The 18,927-nt window shown below is 66.3% G+C and carries 20 protein-coding genes and 1 pseudogene; 10 read left to right on the top strand and 11 right to left on the bottom strand.

What is annotated here, in order from left to right; genetic code table 11:
- Positions 1-184: 184 nt before the first annotated feature.
- Both ACWEFJ_RS16965 and ACWEFJ_RS16960 read right to left on the bottom strand, forming a co-directional pair.
- Positions 185-1,462, bottom strand: a complete 1,278-nt coding sequence (locus ACWEFJ_RS16965; protein WP_449714286.1) for a tyrosine-type recombinase/integrase — start codon at positions 1,460-1,462, stop codon at positions 185-187.
- An 11-nt stretch (positions 1,463-1,473) separates the two neighbouring features.
- Complete coding sequence (locus ACWEFJ_RS16960) at positions 1,474-1,830, bottom strand: helix-turn-helix domain-containing protein (protein ID WP_449714316.1); 357 nt, start codon at positions 1,828-1,830, stop codon at positions 1,474-1,476.
- 777 nt (positions 1,831-2,607) lie between these two features.
- On the opposite strand from ACWEFJ_RS16960, the gene ACWEFJ_RS16955 reads away from it, so the two are divergent.
- The 3 genes from ACWEFJ_RS16955 (at position 2,608) to ACWEFJ_RS16945 (ending at position 5,587) form a co-directional block, all read left to right on the top strand.
- Positions 2,608-3,741: a tyrosine-type recombinase/integrase gene (locus ACWEFJ_RS16955; RefSeq protein ID WP_449714285.1), complete on the top strand. Its 1,134-nt coding sequence runs from the start codon at positions 2,608-2,610 to the stop codon at positions 3,739-3,741.
- Between the two features lie 5 nt (positions 3,742-3,746).
- A complete protein-coding gene (locus ACWEFJ_RS16950; protein ID WP_449714284.1) occupies positions 3,747-4,085 on the top strand; it encodes a helix-turn-helix domain-containing protein in 339 nt (112 codons plus the stop codon).
- A gap of 170 nt (positions 4,086-4,255) precedes the next feature.
- A complete protein-coding gene (locus ACWEFJ_RS16945; protein ID WP_449714283.1) occupies positions 4,256-5,587 on the top strand; it encodes a hypothetical protein in 1,332 nt (443 codons plus the stop codon).
- A 41-nt stretch (positions 5,588-5,628) separates the two neighbouring features.
- Here the strand turns inward: ACWEFJ_RS16945 and ACWEFJ_RS16940 are convergent, their stop codons facing one another.
- From ACWEFJ_RS16940 to ACWEFJ_RS16925, 4 genes are read right to left on the bottom strand one after another with little or no spacing between them, the layout of a single operon-like run.
- Positions 5,629-6,615 (bottom strand): hypothetical protein, encoded by a 987-nt coding sequence (locus ACWEFJ_RS16940; RefSeq protein WP_449714282.1) that lies wholly within the window; start codon positions 6,613-6,615, stop codon positions 5,629-5,631.
- Positions 6,612-6,857, bottom strand: coding sequence for a transcriptional regulator (locus tag ACWEFJ_RS16935; RefSeq protein WP_449714281.1), 246 nt, complete (start codon positions 6,855-6,857; stop codon positions 6,612-6,614). The genes ACWEFJ_RS16940 and ACWEFJ_RS16935 overlap by 4 nt, the downstream gene beginning before the upstream one ends.
- Before the next feature lie 7 nt (positions 6,858-6,864).
- A complete protein-coding gene (locus tag ACWEFJ_RS16930; protein WP_449714280.1) occupies positions 6,865-7,140 on the bottom strand; it encodes a zinc finger protein in 276 nt (91 codons plus the stop codon).
- On the bottom strand, positions 7,140-7,991 hold the full coding sequence (locus ACWEFJ_RS16925; RefSeq protein ID WP_449714279.1) for a helix-turn-helix domain-containing protein: 852 nt from the start codon (positions 7,989-7,991) through the stop codon (positions 7,140-7,142). Before ACWEFJ_RS16925 ends, ACWEFJ_RS16930 begins: the two co-directional genes overlap by 1 nt.
- Before the next feature lie 142 nt (positions 7,992-8,133).
- Between ACWEFJ_RS16925 and ACWEFJ_RS16920 the strand changes: the two genes are divergently transcribed.
- The 3 genes from ACWEFJ_RS16920 to ACWEFJ_RS16910 are packed head-to-tail and all read left to right on the top strand — an operon-like array spanning position 8,134 to position 10,140.
- On the top strand, positions 8,134-9,339 hold the full coding sequence (locus ACWEFJ_RS16920) for a helix-turn-helix domain-containing protein (protein WP_449714278.1): 1,206 nt from the start codon (positions 8,134-8,136) through the stop codon (positions 9,337-9,339).
- A 34-nt stretch (positions 9,340-9,373) separates the two neighbouring features.
- Positions 9,374-9,841, top strand: coding sequence for an NUDIX domain-containing protein (locus ACWEFJ_RS16915; RefSeq protein ID WP_449714277.1), 468 nt, complete (start codon positions 9,374-9,376; stop codon positions 9,839-9,841).
- The gene (locus tag ACWEFJ_RS16910; RefSeq protein WP_449714276.1) at positions 9,838-10,140 is read left to right on the top strand and encodes a hypothetical protein; all 303 of its coding nucleotides are present in this window, start codon (positions 9,838-9,840) and stop codon (positions 10,138-10,140) included. The genes ACWEFJ_RS16915 and ACWEFJ_RS16910 overlap by 4 nt, the downstream gene beginning before the upstream one ends.
- 41 nt (positions 10,141-10,181) lie before the next feature.
- On the opposite strand, the gene ACWEFJ_RS16905 is transcribed toward ACWEFJ_RS16910, so the two are convergent.
- The 3 genes from ACWEFJ_RS16905 to ACWEFJ_RS16895 form a co-directional block, all read right to left on the bottom strand.
- Positions 10,182-11,678, bottom strand: coding sequence for a protein kinase domain-containing protein (locus ACWEFJ_RS16905; RefSeq protein WP_449714275.1), 1,497 nt, complete (start codon positions 11,676-11,678; stop codon positions 10,182-10,184).
- A gap of 3 nt (positions 11,679-11,681) precedes the next feature.
- Positions 11,682-14,732, bottom strand: a complete 3,051-nt coding sequence (locus ACWEFJ_RS16900) for a type I restriction endonuclease subunit R (RefSeq protein WP_449714274.1) — start codon at positions 14,730-14,732, stop codon at positions 11,682-11,684.
- 504 nt (positions 14,733-15,236) lie between these two features.
- Entirely contained in the window at positions 15,237-15,728 is a 492-nt protein-coding gene (locus ACWEFJ_RS16895; RefSeq protein WP_449714273.1) for a hypothetical protein, read from the bottom strand.
- 30 nt (positions 15,729-15,758) lie between these two features.
- On the opposite strand from ACWEFJ_RS16895, the gene ACWEFJ_RS16890 reads away from it, so the two are divergent.
- Complete coding sequence (locus ACWEFJ_RS16890; RefSeq protein ID WP_449714272.1) at positions 15,759-15,926, top strand: hypothetical protein; 168 nt, start codon at positions 15,759-15,761, stop codon at positions 15,924-15,926.
- Positions 15,927-16,014: 88 nt separating this feature from the next.
- On the opposite strand, the gene ACWEFJ_RS16885 is transcribed toward ACWEFJ_RS16890, so the two are convergent.
- The gene (locus tag ACWEFJ_RS16885) at positions 16,015-16,737 is read right to left on the bottom strand and encodes a C-terminal helicase domain-containing protein (RefSeq protein WP_449714271.1); all 723 of its coding nucleotides are present in this window, start codon (positions 16,735-16,737) and stop codon (positions 16,015-16,017) included.
- A gap of 274 nt (positions 16,738-17,011) precedes the next feature.
- On the opposite strand from ACWEFJ_RS16885, the pseudogene ACWEFJ_RS16880 reads away from it, so the two are divergent.
- The 3 genes and pseudogenes from ACWEFJ_RS16880 to ACWEFJ_RS16870 form a co-directional block, all read left to right on the top strand.
- Positions 17,012-17,145, top strand: a pseudogene (locus ACWEFJ_RS16880) (Scr1 family TA system antitoxin-like transcriptional regulator); the annotation flags it as partial.
- A 70-nt stretch (positions 17,146-17,215) separates the two neighbouring features.
- Positions 17,216-17,371, top strand: a complete 156-nt coding sequence (locus ACWEFJ_RS16875) for a Scr1 family TA system antitoxin-like transcriptional regulator (protein ID WP_449714270.1) — start codon at positions 17,216-17,218, stop codon at positions 17,369-17,371.
- Between the two features lie 91 nt (positions 17,372-17,462).
- Positions 17,463-17,702 carry a DUF397 domain-containing protein gene (locus ACWEFJ_RS16870; protein WP_449714269.1) on the top strand — a complete coding sequence of 80 codons (240 nt, stop codon included), beginning with the start codon at positions 17,463-17,465 and terminating at the stop codon, positions 17,700-17,702.
- An 80-nt stretch (positions 17,703-17,782) separates the two neighbouring features.
- Here the strand turns inward: ACWEFJ_RS16870 and ACWEFJ_RS16865 are convergent, their stop codons facing one another.
- On the bottom strand, positions 17,783-18,922 hold the full coding sequence (locus ACWEFJ_RS16865) for a restriction endonuclease subunit S (RefSeq protein ID WP_449714315.1): 1,140 nt from the start codon (positions 18,920-18,922) through the stop codon (positions 17,783-17,785).
- Positions 18,923-18,927 lie beyond the last annotated feature (5 nt).

Below are 18,927 nucleotides of genomic sequence, written 5' to 3'. Positions count from 1 at the left end.
AGATGACACAGGTAACTCGTCGAGCTTTGACGACCTCGTCGCCAAGTGGTTTAACAGGGCGCTCGTTCACCATGCTCACCGAGTCGGCGGGCACGAGGACGCCCATACCGATGCAGCCCAGGGCCCGTCAAGGTCGTGAAGGGTGTGCATGTCGAGGTGGTTGCTGCAGACACCCCCACATTGGCTACGCCATCCTGCGCCAGGTGCTGTCACCGACGTCGACGACGGCCTTGTCCCAGCGGTCTTGGAGGCATTGGAGCAGGCGGGTGGTGACTTCGGGGGCGACGTGGGAGTAGGTGCGCTGGACCGGGTTTTCGAGGATGTGGCCGAGTCGGAGTGACTGGGCGATCTCGGGGATGGTGTCGGCGATCATCCACGTCTTGTGGCTATGGCGCAGGCCGTGGAAGGTCAAGCCGAGCTTGACCGGCTGAAGACGCAGCACGGCGCGGGGCTGGTCGAGGTTGCCGTCGGCGGCGGGGCGCATGGCGCGTTTGCTGAAGTTGCTGCGGCGTTGGAGCGCGCCCTCGGGGGTGGTGAAGACGTGCGGGTGAACGTGGTGGTCGAGGTGTGCCCGCAGGAGTCGGACGAGTGAGGGGTTGAGGGTGATGGTGCGGGCTGAGGTGTCGGTCTTGGGCGGGCCGAGCCAGAGCCTGCCGCCGGCGGATTCGTGCAGGGCGCCGTTCTGCGGGTCGATGATGAGGAAGCCGGTGTCGTCGTCGAACAGGTGCAGGTTGTGGCGTTGCAGGCCGGTCAGTTCGCCCCAGCGGGCGCCGGTCCAACCCGCGGTGACCACGAGCACGGCTCCGACCGGTCCGTAGAACGCGGCGACCTGGTCCGCCACCCGCAGCACCTCGGCGGGTTGGGCCCAAACCTTCTCGGGGATGCGGGCGACGTGGTTGCGGCGTCCGCGTCGTCGGGGTCGGATGGGGTTGGCGATGATGAGCTTGTCCTCGGCGGCGTCGGTGAGGATCTGGGAGAACAGCTTGACGAACCCGGCGACGGTGACCGGTGACAGGTGTCCGGCGCGCAGCTGCTTGGCCCAGGCCTGGACCATGAGATTGGTAATGTCGGCCAGGGCGGTGTCGCCCCAGCGCGGCAGGATGTGGTTGCGGACGATGCTGCGGTAGTTGTCCTCGGTGCGGGTGTCGACGTCGAGGGCGTCCCACCAGTCGGTGAGCCACTCCTCCAGAGTCGTGCGTCCGCCGGTGGGGTCGAGCCAGGTGCCGCGGCGTTGGTCCGATTCGAGGTCGTCGGCGTGGTCCTGAGCGGTTTTCTCGCTTCTGAAGCCGGGGATGGATCCGATTGTGCTGTCGTCGCGGCGGAACCGGACGCGCCAGTGGTTGCTTCCCGACTGTTCCACCCAAGCCATGTGTGCTGCCCTTTCGTCGTCGGCGGTGTGATGGTCACGGCGTGACAGGAGGATGAACGCTCCAGTAGCCGAGCAATGCAAGCGTTGCGGCACAAGAACTTTTGTCAGTCCCGAAAGGACCTGTGGCGCCTGGCTGGCGGTCGCGTGGAGCGTGCCGGGCGAGCACCGGCGTGGGCGATCGAGGCCAGGTCGTCAGGGGAGAAGCGCAGGTGCTTGCCAAGGAAGGTGCACGGGATCTCCCGGCGTCCGGCTTTGCGGCGAAGCCACGACTCGCGGACGGCCAGCAGCGCCGCCGCTTCAGCGGGAGTGTGCAGCAGGCGGGAGTTATCGAGATCAGGACGGGACACGGAGCCCTCCGGAGGCGGACGAGTGCGGTGGACACTCCAGAACTCCGAAATAAGGGCCGCCAGGGGACACGTGCCGACCGAATCCTTTGAAGGCTTCCACTGGACGGGCGACATGCCCAGGCCGGGCGACGGAGGCACCAACCGATTACCCCAGCTACTACCGCACCCTATAACCGCTGCTCAGGGGTTCGGTGAGGCAGGAGATGTTCGGTAACGGCGCCTCGGGCCGGCGCGGGTCATGTTTCGATCACCCGAGCCTCCGGCTACGTGCGTGTCGCCTGTAGCACGTCCGCCTGGCAGCGATACCCAGTGACGGCCGGAACACGCCGCAGCGACACCGTCAGCGGCCAACACAACATCCGGTGGGACCAATACACGAGCTATCGAGTGCTCCAGGGCCACACCGATGAGGCCCTGGACTCGCTCTGAACTCCGAGGTCACCCCTGGGGGAGACGCATCCTCTGACTTCCCGCGCTGCCGCCAGCCCCGATGTTGCTCATGTGCTTGCGCCCAAGCGAGTCTGGGATACCAGCGGAACCCCTTACAGGCCCTTTGACCTGCGCTTACATCCGCCGTAGGGGGTGGCGTTCTAACAGGAACCCCAAGTTGATCCCCAATGTGATTCCCCATATGAGCCCCCAACGGATGTGCGCAGGATCGCATCTGATGCGATCCCAAGTCGGTGTGGGAACGGTCGTGGCGATCGTCGCCGCAGAAGGTGCTCTACCTGGGCGGTAAGAGGTGTGGGGCAAGCTGCCGCCAAGGCTGACGGCTTCTGGTCGACACGCACGCCGATGATCGACGTGACTGCCATCTATCTGCGTGTTTGCGCCGATTATCGCATCTGATGCGAAGATGTCGCATCTGGTGCGAGCGGCGGAAGGCGGCTGGTGGGCGAGGGAGAGCAACCGACGGCGGGCGCAACGGCGCTGCAGCTGGTCGACGGGCTGGTGTTCCTGCGGCCCGAGGAACAGGTTTTCGAGGCGATGCTGACCGGGTGGGAGCGTCAGCAGTCCGCGCGGAACCTGGCCGCGTCGACGATCGCGAACCGGGGCAAGCGGGTGCGTGGTTTCGTCGAGCACGTCAACGCCTTCCCGTGGCAGTGGAGCGCGGCGATGGTCGACGAATGGTGCGCCGACCTGCGCGGGCTCAAAGGCGTGAGCCGGTCGAGCTTGCGGACCTATCAGCAGGCTCTGCGGCTGTTCTGCCACTACCTGACCGATCCCGCATACGGGTGGGCCGGTGAATGCGAGCGGCGGTTCGGCACGCATCCGGTGCAGGTGTGCCATGAGTGGAACACCGCGGTGCACGTGCAGGACAACGAGTCCGAGCCGGCCAAACGGGCGTTCACCCTGGACGAGATCCGGGCGTTCTTCGACTACGCCGACGACGCGGTGCCGCGGGTGCGGGACTCCGGCCGCAAGGGCTGGCTGGCGGCGTTCCGCGACGCCACCCTGTTCAAGGTCGCCTACGCCTTCGGCCTGCGGCGCACGGAGACGCGGATGCTGGACACCGCCGACCTCGCGACCAATCCGCATGCCCGGGAGTTCGGCGAGTACGGGGTGCTGCACGTGCGGTTCGGCAAGGCCAAGCCCGGCAGTCCGCCCAAGCGGCGCAGCGTGCTGACCGTGTGGGACTGGTCGGCGGAGGTGCTGGACGAGTGGATCACCGAGATTCGGCCGCGCATGGCACACGCGAACAGTCCTGCGTTGTGGCCCTCGGAGCAGTCGGCGCGCATCAGCGTCGCTGCGCTCAACGCCCGCTTCGCCACCTACCGCGACGCACTCGGCCTGGAGCCCGGCCTGGACTTCCACTCGCTGCGCCGCTCCTACGTCACGCACCTGATCGAGGCCGGCTGGGACCCGTTCTTCGTCCAGCAGCAGGTCGGTCACGAACACGCGTCCACCACCTCCATCTACACCTGCGTCTCGTCGGACTTCCGCACCCGCACCCTGCGCCGCAGCCTCGACGACACCCTTGCCTCGGCACTGACACCGACCACCGACGGCGGGAGCGCGCGATGAACGCGATGAAACGGCGAGTCGGCTACGACTGGCGGCTGCGGGACCTGATGGCCGATCACGGCATGTTCTCCACCACCGAACTCGTCCCGCTGCTGCGCGATCGTGGGGTCGAGTTGTCGGTCTCGCAGGTCCACCGGCTGGTCACCGGCACCCCGGAGCGGCTCTCGCTCACAGTGCTGGCCGCGTTGTGCGACATCTTCGAGTGCAGCCCCGCCGAGCTGATCCACACCGACGCCGCCAACGTCACCCGTCGCACCGCCACCGGATCGGCGGGAACGGCCACACCGCCGGCCGCCGGAGCCGGGGCGCTGCGGCCCACTCGCGCTCGCATCCGTCCGCAGTGACCTCTCGAACGCGAATGCAGTGGGGCGACACACGGCTCGCCGACAGCAAGTGCGTGCGCTGCGACCGCTTCTCCCGGCCCGCTGTCCGTTGGGAGGGACCGGTGTGCCGCCCGTGCATCAAACGCGCGACCCGTGACCGGGGCTGCTGCCCGAAGTGCGGCGACCACCGGTTGCTGCCCGGACGCGACGGCACCGGCCTTGCGATCTGCCGCGACTGCGCGGGCATCGCGCGCTCGTTCTTCTGCCGTCGCTGCGGTCATGAAGGACTGCTGGTCGGCGACAAGCTCTGCGAACGCTGCACCCTCACCGACCGCCTCACCACGGTGCTCGACGACGGCACCGGCCGGCCTCGCGCGGAACTGCTGCCGCTGCTGGAGAAGCTGCGGCTCAACGACAACCCGCACAACGGCCTGACCTGGCTGGCCAAACCCGGCACCACCGAGCTGCTCACCGCACTGGCCAGCGGCACTATCGCGATCAGCCACGACGCCCTGGCCGCCCACCCGGCCTGGCGCAAAGCCACCTACCTGCGCGAGCTGCTGATCACCTGCGGCATCCTGGCGCCGATCGACAAACAGCTCATGCTCTTCCAACGCTGGCTCACCACCCAGCTCGCCAGCATCGCCGACGCCGAACACCGAGCTCTGGTACAGCGCTTCGCCACCTGGAACGAGCTGCGGCGTCTGCGCAACAAGGCCGAGCAGGCACCGTTGACCCCGGCCACCATCCGCGTCTCCCGCGAACGCGTCCGCCAAGCCGCCGCGCTGCTGGCCTGGCTCGACAGCAGCGGCCACACCCTGACCACCTGCCCGCAATCCGACCTGGACAGCTGGCTCGCGGCCAACCCCCAGACCCGAAAGCCCGCTACGGCGTTCCTGCGCTGGGCGGGTCAGACAGCGGTCACGCCCCGACGACGCCTCACCAGAACACCACTGCCCGCAGCCACCATCCAGCCACGCCGACAGCAGCACGCACTGATCAACACGTTGGTCACCGCCGACGACTGGCCACTGCGCGAACGCCTCATCGCGCTGCTGGCACTGCTCTACGCCCAGCCTCTCAGCCGGATCACCCGCCTGCGGCGCACCGACATCACGATCATCGGCCCCGACGTCTTCATCAGGCTCGGCGACCCACCCGCCCCGCTGCCACCACCACTGGACGACCTGACCCGCCAACTCCTCGAACACCGCAACACCTACCGGGGCCCGAACGCCAACACCGACTGGCTCTTCCCAGGCAAACGCCCCGAGCAGCCTATCCACCCAAGAACGCTCAACAACCGCTTCTCCACACTCGGAATACCGATCCAGCTCGGTCGAACCACCGCCTTGCGGGAACTCCTGCACACCACACCGAGCCCTGTGGTCGCCTCCATGCTCGGAATCCACCCCGACACCACCGCTCGAATAGCAGCCGAACAAGGCATCACATGGAGCCGCTACGCCAGCTCCCACCACGCCCGAAACGGCTCTCGCAACGCGGGAATCCATGACAGTTGAAAACATGAGCTCACCAGGAAAGTGACCGTACGGAGACCTGATCAAGGCTCGGAGGGTGGCGGGGCGTCCCAGATGTGGACTCTCGTGCTGGCATTGAGCGGCTTGTCGACCGGCCCCTTGATGTGGGCGGGCACGATCTGCTCCTCGTGCTCGCAGCCACCGTCGGCGTGAAGCCTGGAGTTGAGGCAGGTGTTGCGCCGGTAAGCGCGGACCGGCCACCGGCTACTCCACCGTGGCACCTCGCGTTCGCCTGAAGCAGCGTCCCGGTGGCGGGCATGGACACGAACCAACCGGACAGTACCTGCATCCTCGACACCTGCACGTTGATCCCGTTTGCGCCCATGCCGGGAACGAGGAAGTTCCTCAAGTTCGCTGAGCCGAGCGCTACCGCGCTGCGTCATGAGCTGCCAGGCGGTGTAGACGACGTACGCCCACCTCTTACCAACCACTGACCGCGGAGGTACCAACGGCTGTCCGAACGGCAACACCGACTCCGCGAGCGGGACGAGCTGCGGTGTCCAGTAGGTCAGCCAGACACCATCGAACTCCGGGTGCAGCGGCACCGCACCACCGGGCGTGTTCAGACTCCACACGATCAAGCCAGACCCGTCGTCGAGATCAAGGTGCTGTGGCATCCAGTGGGACCAAGACACGGCCACCACCTGCTCACCGCCATCAACATCGATCGACTCGCTGAACACCATCAGACCCGCCTCGGCAGGCAACCGACGCGCGATAACCGGCTCTCGAGGCGGATGGTCCGCGGCAGCAAGCGTCAGCGCAGTCATGTCGCGATCGACCCAGTAAAGCTGCGCTTCACTCAGACGGCGCGCCTCACAACGAGCCATGAGCAGTGCGCCGATAACAGCGCTCGCTCGCTGGATCTCCGGCGGACCGAACAGCCGAGGCGTGATCGCGCTCTTGCCCGCGTTGAGGCGGCGGGCAACCTCGTGACCGCACTCCGAGGTCATCACCCACTCACGCATCCGCAGCCGCAGGTCGGGCAACTCGGCAGGGTCGGCGATCACGACCGGCCCTTGGTCGGCCGAACGACGTGGACGATCTCGAAAAGGTCTTCGAACTGCCCACGCAGCGCGGTCAAGGCACCACCGATGAACGCCGGGCCCGGCTGGAGTTCGCCTTTGAGCACACGGGTCACGGTGGAGCGGTTGACGCCCATCGCCCGCGCCAGGGCGTAGTCGGAGTGCAAGCGTGCCGAACGCGCAGCCTGCACGAACTCGAACGCACGAAGCTTGATGGTGTGCGGCATCGACGATCTACACCTGATCCTGGAGCGCCACTGAACGGGCACGTCGGCGACCGGAGGCAGCGCCTCCCTGACGAGGGAACGGCAAGATGCCCTCAGCAGCTCGCCACGCCGCATCGCAGTCCGGACAGGTAGGCCAACACCACTCGCTCTTCGTCGGCGGGGCAGCCGGAATGACCAGCTCCTCGCCGCACAGCGTGGCGGCCTGGTCGCGAGCCACCAAGGCCGCGTCGACGGCGTGGCGTCGACCGTCATGGGGAAGCCAACGGAACGGACGCAGTGCCATCAGCGTGCGTTCCGGTCGTAGACGTCAGCCCACCGCGCGAAGACCGCTCGTGACTGCTCAACGCTCAAGGCCAACCGCTTCAACCGCCGCATCTTGGCCTCGTAGGCGCCGATGACGAGCGGATCGTCATGGAAGACGGTGGCCGCCTCGGTCTCGGCGTAAGCCACCGGCTTGACCGGCTCGGCGAAGGTCAACAGCCCAGCCGCCCCTCGCAGGGCAGCACCTGCCACAGCCGAGAACGGCACGAGACGAACACTCATACGCTCCCAGCCGCACATCATCGTCAGGCGAAGCATCTGGTCGCGCATGACCTCCGGGCCACCAACCACTAGCCGGATCGCCGCCTCGTGGATGTAGAGGACCGCATCCGGTCCGCCCAGTCGTCGCAACACCTCCTGACGCGAGAGACGTGCCTCCACCACCTCCTTGCCGCTCAGCGCACAGGCGTACTCCTCCGTCTGTGCCAAGCTAGGGATGGTCAACGGCTCGTAGACAGCGACGCTCAACGCCAGCTGCTCGTGCAGGGACAGCGCCAACAGCGAGTCTGGAGCGCCACCGTGCAGCCGCAAGAAGCTCCCGGTGTCAGGCTCGTTGGCGACGGCCATGACCCGCTCCCGCGTCGCCTTGTCCGCACCGCAGCGCCCCAACAGCGTGCCGATCTCCCACGCACTCGTACCGCGGCTACCGGTCTCCAGCTTGCTCAACTTGCCCAACGACCAGCCCAACGCCTCAGCCAGCAACGCCGACGACATCCGCGCCCGATGCCGCACCCGGCGCAACTCCTCTCCCAGCTCCCGAGTACGAGCCGAACTCAACCTCACCGGCTGCTTCTCCTCGACGATGGCCTCCACGCCTGCTTGCGACACCACTGACCGCCCGGCAATATGCCAATGCGGGCAATGTCGGTAGCGTCAATCAAATCGGGGAACACACCCCGGAAAAATCTTCCGGGTCAAATCGACGATCACCCGAGAGGATGAAGCGGTGCGCGGAATGACGAACGGCCTGACCATCGGGGAGCGCGTCGCCTGGTACCGCCGCCGCCGAGGCGTGTCGCAGGAAGTACTGGCTGGGAGGGTTGGCCGCACCACCGACTGGTTGAGCAAGGTGGAGAACAACCGGATCGACCTCGACCGCCTCTCTGTCATACGCAGCCTCGCGGACGCTCTGGGCATCTCGGTCGGCGACCTGATCGGCGAACCGACACTGCTCGACTGGAGTCCTGAGGGCGGCATGGCGAGCGTCTGCGCACTCCGAGCCACGCTCATGGACTACCGGCAACTCAGTCCACTACTGGCGACGACCAACGGTGACGCTGGCCCTATCGACCTCGATGGCCTGCGTCGCGAAGTGGAAGCGGTCTTCAACGCCTACCAAGCCTCCAAGTACGGGTTCGTCGCTAATCGAGTCCCACTCCTGCTCGCCGACGCCGTCCAAGCGGTGCAGACCCACGGCGTCCAAGCTCAACGACTCCTGGCCCTCAGCTACCAGGCCGCGACGTCACTGCTCACCAAGCTCGGAGAAGCGGACCTCGCCTGGATCGCCGCCGAACGCGGCCTTGCGGCCGCCCAGCAGACAGGCGACCTCGTCATCCTCGGCTCACTGTTCCGCTCAGTCGTACACGCCCTGCTCTCAACCGGCCGCTACGCACCAGCCATGCAGCTCACCGAAGCAGCAGCTGCGGTGCTCCACCCCGGGCTGCCTCGTGCTAACCGCACCATGCTCTCGATCTACGGCAGCTTGTTCCTCGCCGGGGCGATGGCGGCAGCGCGCGCCAATAACCGCACGTGCACCCAGGACTTCCTGCGCGAAGCGAACGACACGGCACAACGCCTGGGCACCGACGCTAACCACATGTGGACCGCCTTCGGCCCGACAAACGTCAAGATCCATCAAGTCGCCACAGCGATGGAACTCGGAGACGTCCAGATAGCTGTAGACCTCGGCCCCACGGTCGACACGTCGGGCCTTCCCGTCGAGCGCCAAGTACGACACTCCTTGGAAGTAGCCCGCGCACTGAGCGCATGGAACAAGACCGAGGAAGCGCTCACGGTCATGCTCGACGCCGAACAGCGCGCACGCGAACAGGTCCAACACCACTACCTCAGCCGCCAACTGGTGCTGACGTGGATGCGCCGACAACGCACCAAGCCCTGCCACACCCTTGCCAGCCTGGCCCAACGCCTGAACCTGGAGTAGCGCAGCCGTCCGACGACCTCCGTAGGCTCAACGCATGGCTACAGACGCCGACCGCTTCGCAACGCCCCGCATGGCCGCCGGAGCTTTGTTCGTCGACGACCAGGACCGAATCCTGCTGGTGCACAAGACCTACAGCAACGGCTGGGACATCCCTGGTGGCTACGTAGACATCGGAGAGTCGCCAGCAGCGGCCTGCCGACGAGAACTACGGGAGGAACTCGACCTCGACCGCGAGCCGCAACGCCTACTCGTCGTGGACTGGGCGCCCAACGATGGCGAAGGTGACAAGGTGCTCTGGCTGTTCGACTGCGGAACGCTCGGCGACGACGAACAGCGGATCATCCTGGATGACTCAGAATTGGATCGCTGGGAATGGGCTCCGATGAGCAAGATCGACGACTACGTCATTCCCCGGCTTGTCCGCAGGCTAACCCAAGCTCATCGTGCATATGTTCATGGAGATTCGGTCTATTTGGAGTACGGGCAACCACCTGGTCGATGACCGTCAGCGGCATCCCGAAAAGCCGCTCTCATGTGATCCGGGCATCGTCATCACCGGAGCGCGCTCAATCACAATTAATCTGGCCGGCCTTCACGAACGCGATGGAAGAGCGGGACTACGTCGCCGCTCGACACCACCTGGCAACGGCCCGCCTCCTGACGGACGAAGCCGAACGCGCTGAAACCCTGTGGCGACACACGGCGGAGAAGGGCTACTCCTTCGATCCGCTGTCCATCTCCTGGCCGCGAGAGTTCTGGCTGGTGCTGGAGGAGTGGAAGCACGGCGCCGCAGGACGGTGAAGGTTCATCGGTGAAACGGTGTGGATCGTCAAGCAGCCGAGTCAACCCGTGAGCCGCCCCAGCATCGCGCGTAGTTCGTTTCTCCGCGGATGTGAAGATCCAAGGTCTTCGAGGAGTGCGCGAACCCGTGCCGCGGCACCCCGTGCGTCTCCTGCCGATGCCTGCAACCTGGCCGCCTCCCGACGCAGTTCGACGACCTCGTCGTGCGTGGGGCCGAGTTGCCGTTGCCGCACCTCCAGCACCGGTGCCAGATGTATGAGGGCCTCGGACGCGTCACCGAGCGCGGCGTGGCAGACCGCGATCTGCAGCCGCCAGTACAGGATGTCCGCGTCGTCGGCGGCCCGTTCGGGCCCGATCTCGGCGACGAGGAGTTCGTACTGCGTGAGAGCGCGGGCGTAGTCACCACCGAGCAGCAAGGTGTTCGCCAGCTGGAGGCGAGCACCTCGGCGCTGAGCGCGTGGAGGTTCGACCGTGCTGGCGTGTCCGAGGAGGTTCTCCAGAAGCTCCGCCGCCTGCGTGAACCGACCAGCCAGGGCCAGTTCGGCTGCCTCGTCACGAGCTCCGGCGAAGTCCGGCACCCGAGGGGATGCAGGTACCAGTCGGCGTGAGGTTCCGCGGCCGCGCGGGGCGAACGGTTGCCGGTACGGGCGGGTGGGGTCGGAAGGGCTCGACGGTGCGTCGGACCGGACAGCCGACCGGGGCGCGGGCAGGAAGGGCAGCAGCCGCTCGTACACCTCCTGCGCGTCGGCCGGGCGGTCCTCGGGGGCCTTGGACAGCAGGCGCAGGACCAGCTTCTCGATCTCGACCGGTGTGTCGGCGCGTTGTGTCCGCAGTGGCGGCGGTGGCTCCTCCACGTGCTGCCGCATCGCCGGGTAGGTGCCTTCGGCGGTGAATGGCCGCGTGCCCGCGAGGAGTTCGTGCAGGATGCAGCCGAGGGCGTACAGGTCGCTGCGCGGGCTGGGGACGCCGCCGAGGACTTGCTCGGGAGACATGTAGGCGGGGCTGCCGACGGCTTCGCCGGTCGTCGTCAGTCGGGTCAGGTCCATCTCCAGCAGTGTGGCGACGCCGAAGTCCAGCACGGTGACCGTGCCGTCCGGCTTGACCATCACGTTGCCAGGCTTGAGGTCGCGGTGGACCAGGGAGACCGCGTGCGCGGCGGCCAGCACCGACGCGACCTGCGCGGCCACGGCGACCGCCCAGTCCACCGGCACGGGCTGGTGCTGCACGAGGAAGTCGCCCAGGTCGATTCCAGGGACGAGCTGCATCACCAGGTACAGCTCGTTCCCCTCCGCGCCCGCGTCGAACACCGCCGGCACGCCGGGGTGCTCCACGCGGGCGGTGAGCCGCGCCTCGCGCAGGAATCGCTTCGCGAGAGTGGTGTGGTCCGAGCCGAGTGGCAGCACGTCGGGGCGCAGCAGCTTGACGGCGACCGGCCGGTCCAGCCTCTTGTCGTAGCCGGACCACACCTCGCCCATGCCGCCGCGGCCGATCGGTGAGGTGAGTTCGTACCGCTCAGCCAGGGTCCGTCGCGCGGTCATGGATCAGGCCACGTCCCTGCGCAGCGACTCGTAGGCGTAGCGGCGGGCGATGCTCTTCAGCTCCGAGTTGAACTGCGGGTCGTCGGCGAACATCTGCACCGCCTTGGTGTCGTTCTCGATGCGCTCGTACAGTTTGTCCTCGAACACCTCGTCGAAGACGTGCCCGAAGTTCTCCTCGTCGTTGGCGAACGCCGCGGCCCGCACCTGAGGTTCGGCCATCGCCGCTTCCGCCGAGCCGCGCACGATGTCGCTCTCGCCGAGGTTGCTGCCGAACCGCTCGTTGAGCTCGGCGATCAGCTCGGCCAGGGACGTGACGGGGCGCTCGTGCTGACCACCGCCGCTTTCCCCGGCGAACCCGGGTAGTACCTGCTCCCCCTCGGGGGCGAGTGCCATATCGTGCTCACCGGTCTTGCCGATCCGCAGGTGGGTGAGGTCGACCTGGCCGAGGTCGACACCTGGGTCCTGCCGGCGGGGCAACCTCGGGAGGAGCATCTTGCCGTAGACGTAGAGCCGTTCCAGTGTGCGGTCCGGGTAGCCGACCACCTGGGCGAGGAACCCGTACTTGCGGACGTAGTCGCGCAGGTCGGAGCGGAACGCCTCGGCCTGTTCCGGCTCGTCGTCGAGCAGTTGGGCGAACCGGTCGCGCGCCGGGTCGGTGAGTCGGTACAGCGCGGCGTGCGCGTGGTCCCACTCGCTTCCCCCGCCCGCGAGCTGCTGCGCGCGCAGGTACTCGGCGACGAACGCCTCCATCTCCGACTCCACGAGCAGTTGGTGGTCCATCACCGCCCGCTCCGCGTCGTAGATCAGGTTCGGGTCGGTCGAGTTGGTGATCGTCGTTTCGAAGAACGGCCTGAACGCCTTCTGGACGTCCTCGGCCTCGTTGGCGAAGTCCAGGACGAACAGGTCGTCCTGCCCCTTGCGCGGGTGGGTGCGGTTCAACCGCGACAGGGTCTGCACCGCGGCGACGCCCTTGAGCGCCTTGTCCACGTACATCGTGGTCAGCAAAGGCTGGTCGAACCCGGTCTGGTACTTCTCGGCCACGACGAGGATGCGGTATTCGGGCTTGGGGTTGGCCGCCGCGTTCGGGTCGTCGGCGCGCGTGTAGGCGAACGCCTTAGGCAGCGCCGCCTCGCTGAAGCCGTTCAGCGAGGGCTCGGTCACCTTGTCGGAGTCGAGGTTGTCCACCTTCACCTCGCCCGAGAACGCGACGAGCACGCCGCAGTCCCGGTACCCGCGCATGTCAACGTAGTCCTTGATCTTCCGGTAGAGCTTCACGGCGTGTTCGCGGGAGCGGGTCACCACCATCGCCTTGGCCCGACCGCCCAGCCTGTCGCGGGTGTGCTTGACGAAGTGCTCGACGATGAGCTCGGCGCGCTGCTGGAGGCTGGCCGGGCTCAGCACGGCGAACCGCGCCAGGGCGGCGCTGGCCTTGCGCTCGTCCACCTCGCGACCGTCGTCCCCGCCGGTGAGCCGCCAGTACGTCTTGTAGGTGACGTAGTTGCGCAGCACGTCGAGGATGAAGCCCTCTTCGATGGCCTGGCGCATCGAGTAGACGTGGAACGGCCACCACTCCTCGCCCCTCCGCACGCCGAACAGTTCCAGCGTCTTCGATTTCGGCGTGGCGGTGAACGCGAAGTAGGACAGGCTCTCGTGCCGTCCGCGTGCGAGCGCCGACGCCGTGAGCGGGTCGTTGTCCTCGTCGATGTCGTCACTGCCCAGCTTCGTCAGCACCCGCTTGAGCGCGGCGGCCGATTCTCCCGACTGGGACGAGTGAGCCTCGTCGATGATGATCGCGAACCGCTTCCCGCGCAGGTCGTCGGCCTTCTCCAACACGTACGGGAAGGTTTGGAGGGTCACGATCAGGATCTTCGTCGTCTCACCTGCCAGCGCCTTGGCGACCTGCTCCGACTTGGAGCCCTCCGCCTTGTCGCTGATCTTGGTGACCACACCCGCGCGGTGCTCGAACTGGTAGATCGTGTCCTGCAGCTGCCGGTCCAGCACGGATCGATCGGTGATTACGACGACCTTGTCGAAGATCTGCTCGTTATTCGTCCCGTGCAGGTTGGACAACCGGTGCGCCAGCCACGCGATGGTGTTGGACTTCCCTGAGCCGGCCGAGTGCTCGACCAGGTAGTTGTGCCCGGTCCCGTGCTGGGCGGCATGCTCCACCAGGCTGCGCACCGCGTGCCACTGGTGGTACCGGGGGAAGATCAGGTTTCGCGAATGCGGGCCCGGCTTGCGGCCACCGCGCTGTGGCTCGCCCTCCTCCAGGTGCACGAAGCGGCGGATGATGTCGAGCCACGCCTCGGGCTGCCAGACCTCTTCCCACAGGTAGGAGGTCCGGTAGCGGCCGGGCTCCGCGGGCGGGTTGCCCGCTCCGCCCTTCTGCCCGGGGCCCTCGGAGCCGGTGTTGAAAGGCAGGAAGCGCGTCTGCTCGCGGGCGATGCGCGTCGTGAGGAAGACCAGGTCGGGGTCGACCGCGAAGTGCACCAGCGTCCGCTTGGCGAACAGCAGCTCCTTCGGGTCGCGGTCGTGCCGGTACTGCTCCTTCGCGTGCTCGACGTTCTGCCCGGTGAGCGGGTTCTTCAACTCGGCGGTGGCGACCGGGATGCCGTTGACGAACAGCGCCAGGTCGAGTTCCTTGAGCGGCTCCCGCTCCGAGTAGGCGAGTTGGCGGGTGACCGACAGCCGGTTCTGCTCGTATCGGACCAGGGCGTCGTCGGCGAGGGTGTGCGCGGGGCGGAAGTAGGCGAGCCGGATGAGGTGTCCTCGGTCGCGCACGCCGTGTCGCAGCACGTCGACCGCGCCGCGCTTGTCGATCTCCTTGGCGACGTGGCGGGCGAACGCCCGCCGGGCCTCGCCGACACCGTCTCCGTAATGCACCTTCAGCTGGTTCCACACGTCGGCCTGCGTCGCGTTGACGAAGGCAGCCAACTGCTCGGTGTCCAGGCCAAGCTCCCGGTCGTAGTGCTTGGGCAGCCCACGCTCCCACCCGGCCTTGACCATGGCCGCCTCGATGGCATCCTCGAACGCCCGCTCCGTGTGCACGGCCACCGGCACTGTCCTTTCGCTGAGGGGCACCACTGCCGACCTGTCGATCATCCACGTCACCCTGGTGCGGCGGGCTGCGACCCGCACGTTGCGGAACGTCGTCCTCCGCTGCGGGGGCGTTACGGACTGCGGCCCTCGTCGGGGCCGCGTACCCGCGGCTAGTGTCGCTGGCAGCGATCCCGCAGCTCGGCGATGACCGCCTTCTCCCGCGTGTTGAGGCCCCGTCGACGGTCCCGACCCGCTCGGCGGCGTCAACCACGTCACCGAGGTCCCCGGGCTCGTCGTCGACCCGGTGCCGTGCCCGGGCGAGCCGCGTCAGCCGCTGGAACAGCAGGCTCTCGGCGTCAGCGATCCTGCCGTCCGCGTTGATGACGAGCCACGCGACCCACAGCATCAGCCGCGGGTGCCGCGTGCGCCGGATCAACGTGTCGGCGAGTTCGATCACCTCCGCCTCACCGCGGAACACGGATTTGGCGTGATTCCCGGCGGCCACGGTCGTGTAGCGGTTCATGAGGACGGTGAGGGGGATCCCGACGTCGGGGATGGCGAACTTGATGACATTGCGTTGCAGGAGGTGCTTCCCGACGAACGGGAGGCTTCTCGCGGCGGCGAGGACCGTTCCGAGTAGTACTTCTTGAGGACTTGCCGGACCAGTCCGGGTGCGAACTTGACAAGGCCGCCCCGGGCGATCTCGCCGGCCTTGATGCCGAACGCCACCCGGACGAGTTTCATCATGTCCTCGGGGTCCTCCACGTCCAGGGGAACCCGGTAGATCACCGCGATGTCGTGGGCCAGGCGCAGTTGCAGCTGAGTGATGTAGGTCAGGTCGACCATGAAGGTGGCGACGCCAGCCGGGACGGCAATGGGGCTGGCGCCACCTAACGACCCGATGGTCGCGGCGATCGTCCCGGCGTAGACGCCGGCGCTGATCCCGCCTTCGATCATGGCGCTCTTCACCGCCAGCTTGATCTGTCGCTCGACGATGCCGTCCGCAGGCACGCCCTCGTACTTCTCCTGAGAGTACTCCCGGTGGCTTTCCCGGTGTACGTCCGCAGTGCCTGGGCGCAGAGCTTCGTGAACCAGCCGCCCGACTTGATGTCGTCCGCGTTCAGCCCGGCGACGAACTCCCGCAGCTTGGTGCTCCTGTTCGACGACTTCGCGGTCGACGTCCTCGGCATCGGCGGAATCGGGCGATGATCCGGTCACAGCGGGGTCCTCTCCCGGACAGTTTGGCAACTCGCGCGGTCGCCGGAAATGATCTCGCTGTCGGACTGCGACACTCCGATCAGGGGCCGATGCCAAGACGGTGCTGCTCGGCGCGGATGATGCGCTGCTGGAGCGGGATGGCCTCGTCGTCGAGGAAGGCCGGTCGGTGCTCGTTCGTGTCGACGGCCCGGCGGTCGGCTTCTTTGGCGTCGCTCTTGCGTGCGAACTCGGCGAACAGCAGGCCCTTGTGCTCCTGGACCTCGCGCATCCGCTCGTCGGCGCTGCCCTTGGCCAACAGCCGGTGCACTTGGACCTTGCGGATCTGGCCCATCCGGTAGGCGCGGGCGATGGCTTGCTCCTCGGTGCTGGGCTTCCACTGAGGCTCGGCGATAATCACCACGGACGCCGCCTGCACGTTCAGCCCGACGCCGCCCGCCTCGATCTGGCTGAGAAGCACGGCGTGGCCCTCGTGCCGGGTGAACGAGTCGACGAGCTGTTGACGTGCAGCAGGCGGCACCGACCCGGTCAGCATCCCCACCACGGCCCCGCCGAGCCTGGGGTGGACGACCTTGAGCACGTCGAGGAAGTTCGAGAACACGACCACCTTGAGGCCGTCCTCGCGGGCCTCGTCCATGATTTCGGCGAGCCGTTCGAGCTTGGCGGAGTCGGGAGCGTGGAACGCCGCCTGGCGCATCTGCATGAGGTTCTTCGCCCGCACCGTCGCGGTGTAGGCGGTGGTGTCGGCCTGCGTGAGCTGCACCCAGTCCTCGACCTCGATCTTGTCGGGCAGTTCGGTGAGCACGTCCTCCTGGTTGCGCCGCAGGTAGACCGGGGCGACCGCGCGACGGAACCGCCTGGCCCGGCCAGGGCGTCGGCGGCGTCCAGACCGCGCGCGACGCGCGGTTGCAGGTGCTGGACAAGGTTGCGGAACTCTCGACCCGGTTCTCCATCGGCGTGCCGGTGAGGAACAGTGCCCGCTGCGACTGGGCGACGACCCCGGCGACGTTCCTGGCGCGCTGGGCGTGAGGTTCTTCGCCACCGAGGAGACCGCCGCCGTCATCCGCGTGTATCAGCCGATGCTGTTGCACGGCTTGGTGCAGACGAAGCGCCACGCCTGCGCCGTCATGCCACGAACTCATCGCTGAGTCCGGCTGACGTCGAGCGCCTGGTTCAAGCCCGGATGGCACGACAGGAACGGCTCAGTGGCGAGGACCCACCCACCGTCCACCTCGTCGTGGAGGAGCACGTCTTGTGTGCCCGCGTCCGGGGGTGCCGAAGTGATGCGCGAGCAGCTCGAACACCTGGCGGACCTCGCCAGCCGAGGCGTGGTCGAGCTGCGCGTGATTCCGACTTCGCGCGGCGCGCATCCCTGTCTTTGCGCACCGCTGTTCCTGTTGCTCACTCCTGAGGGTGGCCGGCGACCGAACATGATCTAGGTTGAGACGTTGTGACCGATGGCGTTTTCGTAACCGAGCCGGACCGCATCGCCCGCTACGAGGTGACCGTGTCCGAAGTGCTCGCTGCGGCATGTCGCCTTCGGAGTCCCCTTTCGCTGCTGGGTACCGTGGTGGGAGAACTGTGACGGCAACGAGGAGCGGCATGATGATGGAAAGTGTTACGTGGCGTAAGTCCTCCCGGTCGAACAACTCGGGCGGCGCATGTGTGGAACTGGCGTGCAGCGGAGACCTACGAGGCGTTCGTGACTCGAAGAACCCGATGGGACCTGCGCTGCGGTTTGGGGCAGGCCAGGCTGGCGACGTTTTTTGAAGGGGTGCGTCCAGGCCGGTTCGACGGCTGCTCGGTCGAGAGGCCGCGCCTGCGCCTGCCGGTGCGGCCTCCGTAATAGGTCAGCGTACTCCTGAGCGTGCCGTCGTTACGTCCAGACCTCCGGTAACGGCAGCGGTTATTAGCGCCTGCCGACGCTCCTTCAGGGCTTTGATTTGATCTTCCATGTTCGCGCGCAAAATGTCAGTAGCCTCGATTTTTTTGTTGAGTCGTTCAACCGTCGACCGCTGTTCGAAGACGGGGGGAGATGGTATGGGTATTTGTTTCATCGCTGATACATTGAAGTGGGATTGGATTGTTCCGACGGAGTGCTTCGCAATGAAGCGATAAGCGTAATCCGAGTTCAGGACGTACTCGAGAAACTTTGGGTAGAGTTGTTTCGATGGTTTGATGATCACAAGATCGATGCAGTTCGCGCCAGACATCTCCGTGGGGACCACGGCTGCGGTGCCTGCTTGACCGGTCCGAACGACTACGACGTCGCCTGTATCAAGTCTTGACTTCCTATTCAGGGCGTGACCTTCGTTGCTGATGTGAACTAGATTTGATTGGTCAATCCTGCCAGCTTTAACGTTCACTCCGCGAAGTGCGGGAATGCCGCCATTCGCCACGTACCAAGAAGCCGGAGTTACTACGATGCCAACGCCAACGCTCTTGACTCGATACCGCAGTGGAACTAGCTGTCCGAAAGCCAGGATCTCCTGGTCGATTACTCGTGCTCGCCTCAGTGAAAGTAGAGAATTCATCCGACTTCTGAGTGCGCACAAGTTGTCAATGCGAGAAATTTCGACATCGAGGAAGTCGGCGATGCGGCGCTGTTCGGTCAAGCTGGGGGCAGGTACGGGAGTAGCGCGCATGCGCTCACAGCTCAGTTCGATTTGGTTCGTTGAGCCCGTAACCAAGGTTTCGAACATAAATTCCTGAAAGAGGTTGCTTTTCAGGTAATAGTATCCAAATCGCGCATCCATTCTGCGAGGGTCAAATCGGACGATTGTGACATGTCCATCCGCGACGCATGGACGAGAGTCGGGCTGGGAATCGAACCGGCCTACACGTCCGAGAGTGCCTGTTCCTGTCGAATTGACCAGTGAGTCGCCGGGCTCCAGGTATCCTTTGAGTTTTCGCGGGTTGCCCTCGTAGGAATGAAACCGAGTGCGACTCCAGTCCAGGCCAGATTCTTGGTTAGCTGCCTGGCTCACCATGCGGA

The organism is Actinosynnema sp. NPDC004786 (assembly GCF_053601135.1).
This window is presented reverse-complemented; position numbering and strand designations above follow the sequence as displayed.

Excerpts from the sequence above, each read along its gene's own strand:
- ACWEFJ_RS16915 (WP_449714277.1), top strand. The coding sequence starts at position 9,374 with ATGGCTACAGACGCCGACCGCTTCGCAACGCCCCGCATGGCCGCCGGA.
- ACWEFJ_RS16870 (WP_449714269.1), top strand. The coding sequence starts at position 17,463 with ATGTCGCCTTCGGAGTCCCCTTTCGCTGCTGGGTACCGTGGTGGGAGA.
- ACWEFJ_RS16875 (WP_449714270.1), top strand. The coding sequence starts at position 17,216 with ATGCGCGAGCAGCTCGAACACCTGGCGGACCTCGCCAGCCGAGGCGTG.
- ACWEFJ_RS16905 (WP_449714275.1), bottom strand. The coding sequence starts at position 11,678 with ATGACCGCGCGACGGACCCTGGCTGAGCGGTACGAACTCACCTCACCG.
- ACWEFJ_RS16930 (WP_449714280.1), bottom strand. The coding sequence starts at position 7,140 with ATGGCACTGCGTCCGTTCCGTTGGCTTCCCCATGACGGTCGACGCCAC.
- ACWEFJ_RS16950 (WP_449714284.1), top strand. The coding sequence starts at position 3,747 with ATGAAACGGCGAGTCGGCTACGACTGGCGGCTGCGGGACCTGATGGCC.
- ACWEFJ_RS16910 (WP_449714276.1), top strand. The coding sequence starts at position 9,838 with ATGACCGTCAGCGGCATCCCGAAAAGCCGCTCTCATGTGATCCGGGCA.
- ACWEFJ_RS16865 (WP_449714315.1), bottom strand. The coding sequence starts at position 18,922 with ATGGTGAGCCAGGCAGCTAACCAAGAATCTGGCCTGGACTGGAGTCGC.
- ACWEFJ_RS16960 (WP_449714316.1), bottom strand. The coding sequence starts at position 1,830 with ATGTCGCCCGTCCAGTGGAAGCCTTCAAAGGATTCGGTCGGCACGTGT.
- ACWEFJ_RS16935 (WP_449714281.1), bottom strand. The coding sequence starts at position 6,857 with ATGCCGCACACCATCAAGCTTCGTGCGTTCGAGTTCGTGCAGGCTGCG.
- ACWEFJ_RS16920 (WP_449714278.1), top strand. The coding sequence starts at position 8,134 with ATGACGAACGGCCTGACCATCGGGGAGCGCGTCGCCTGGTACCGCCGC.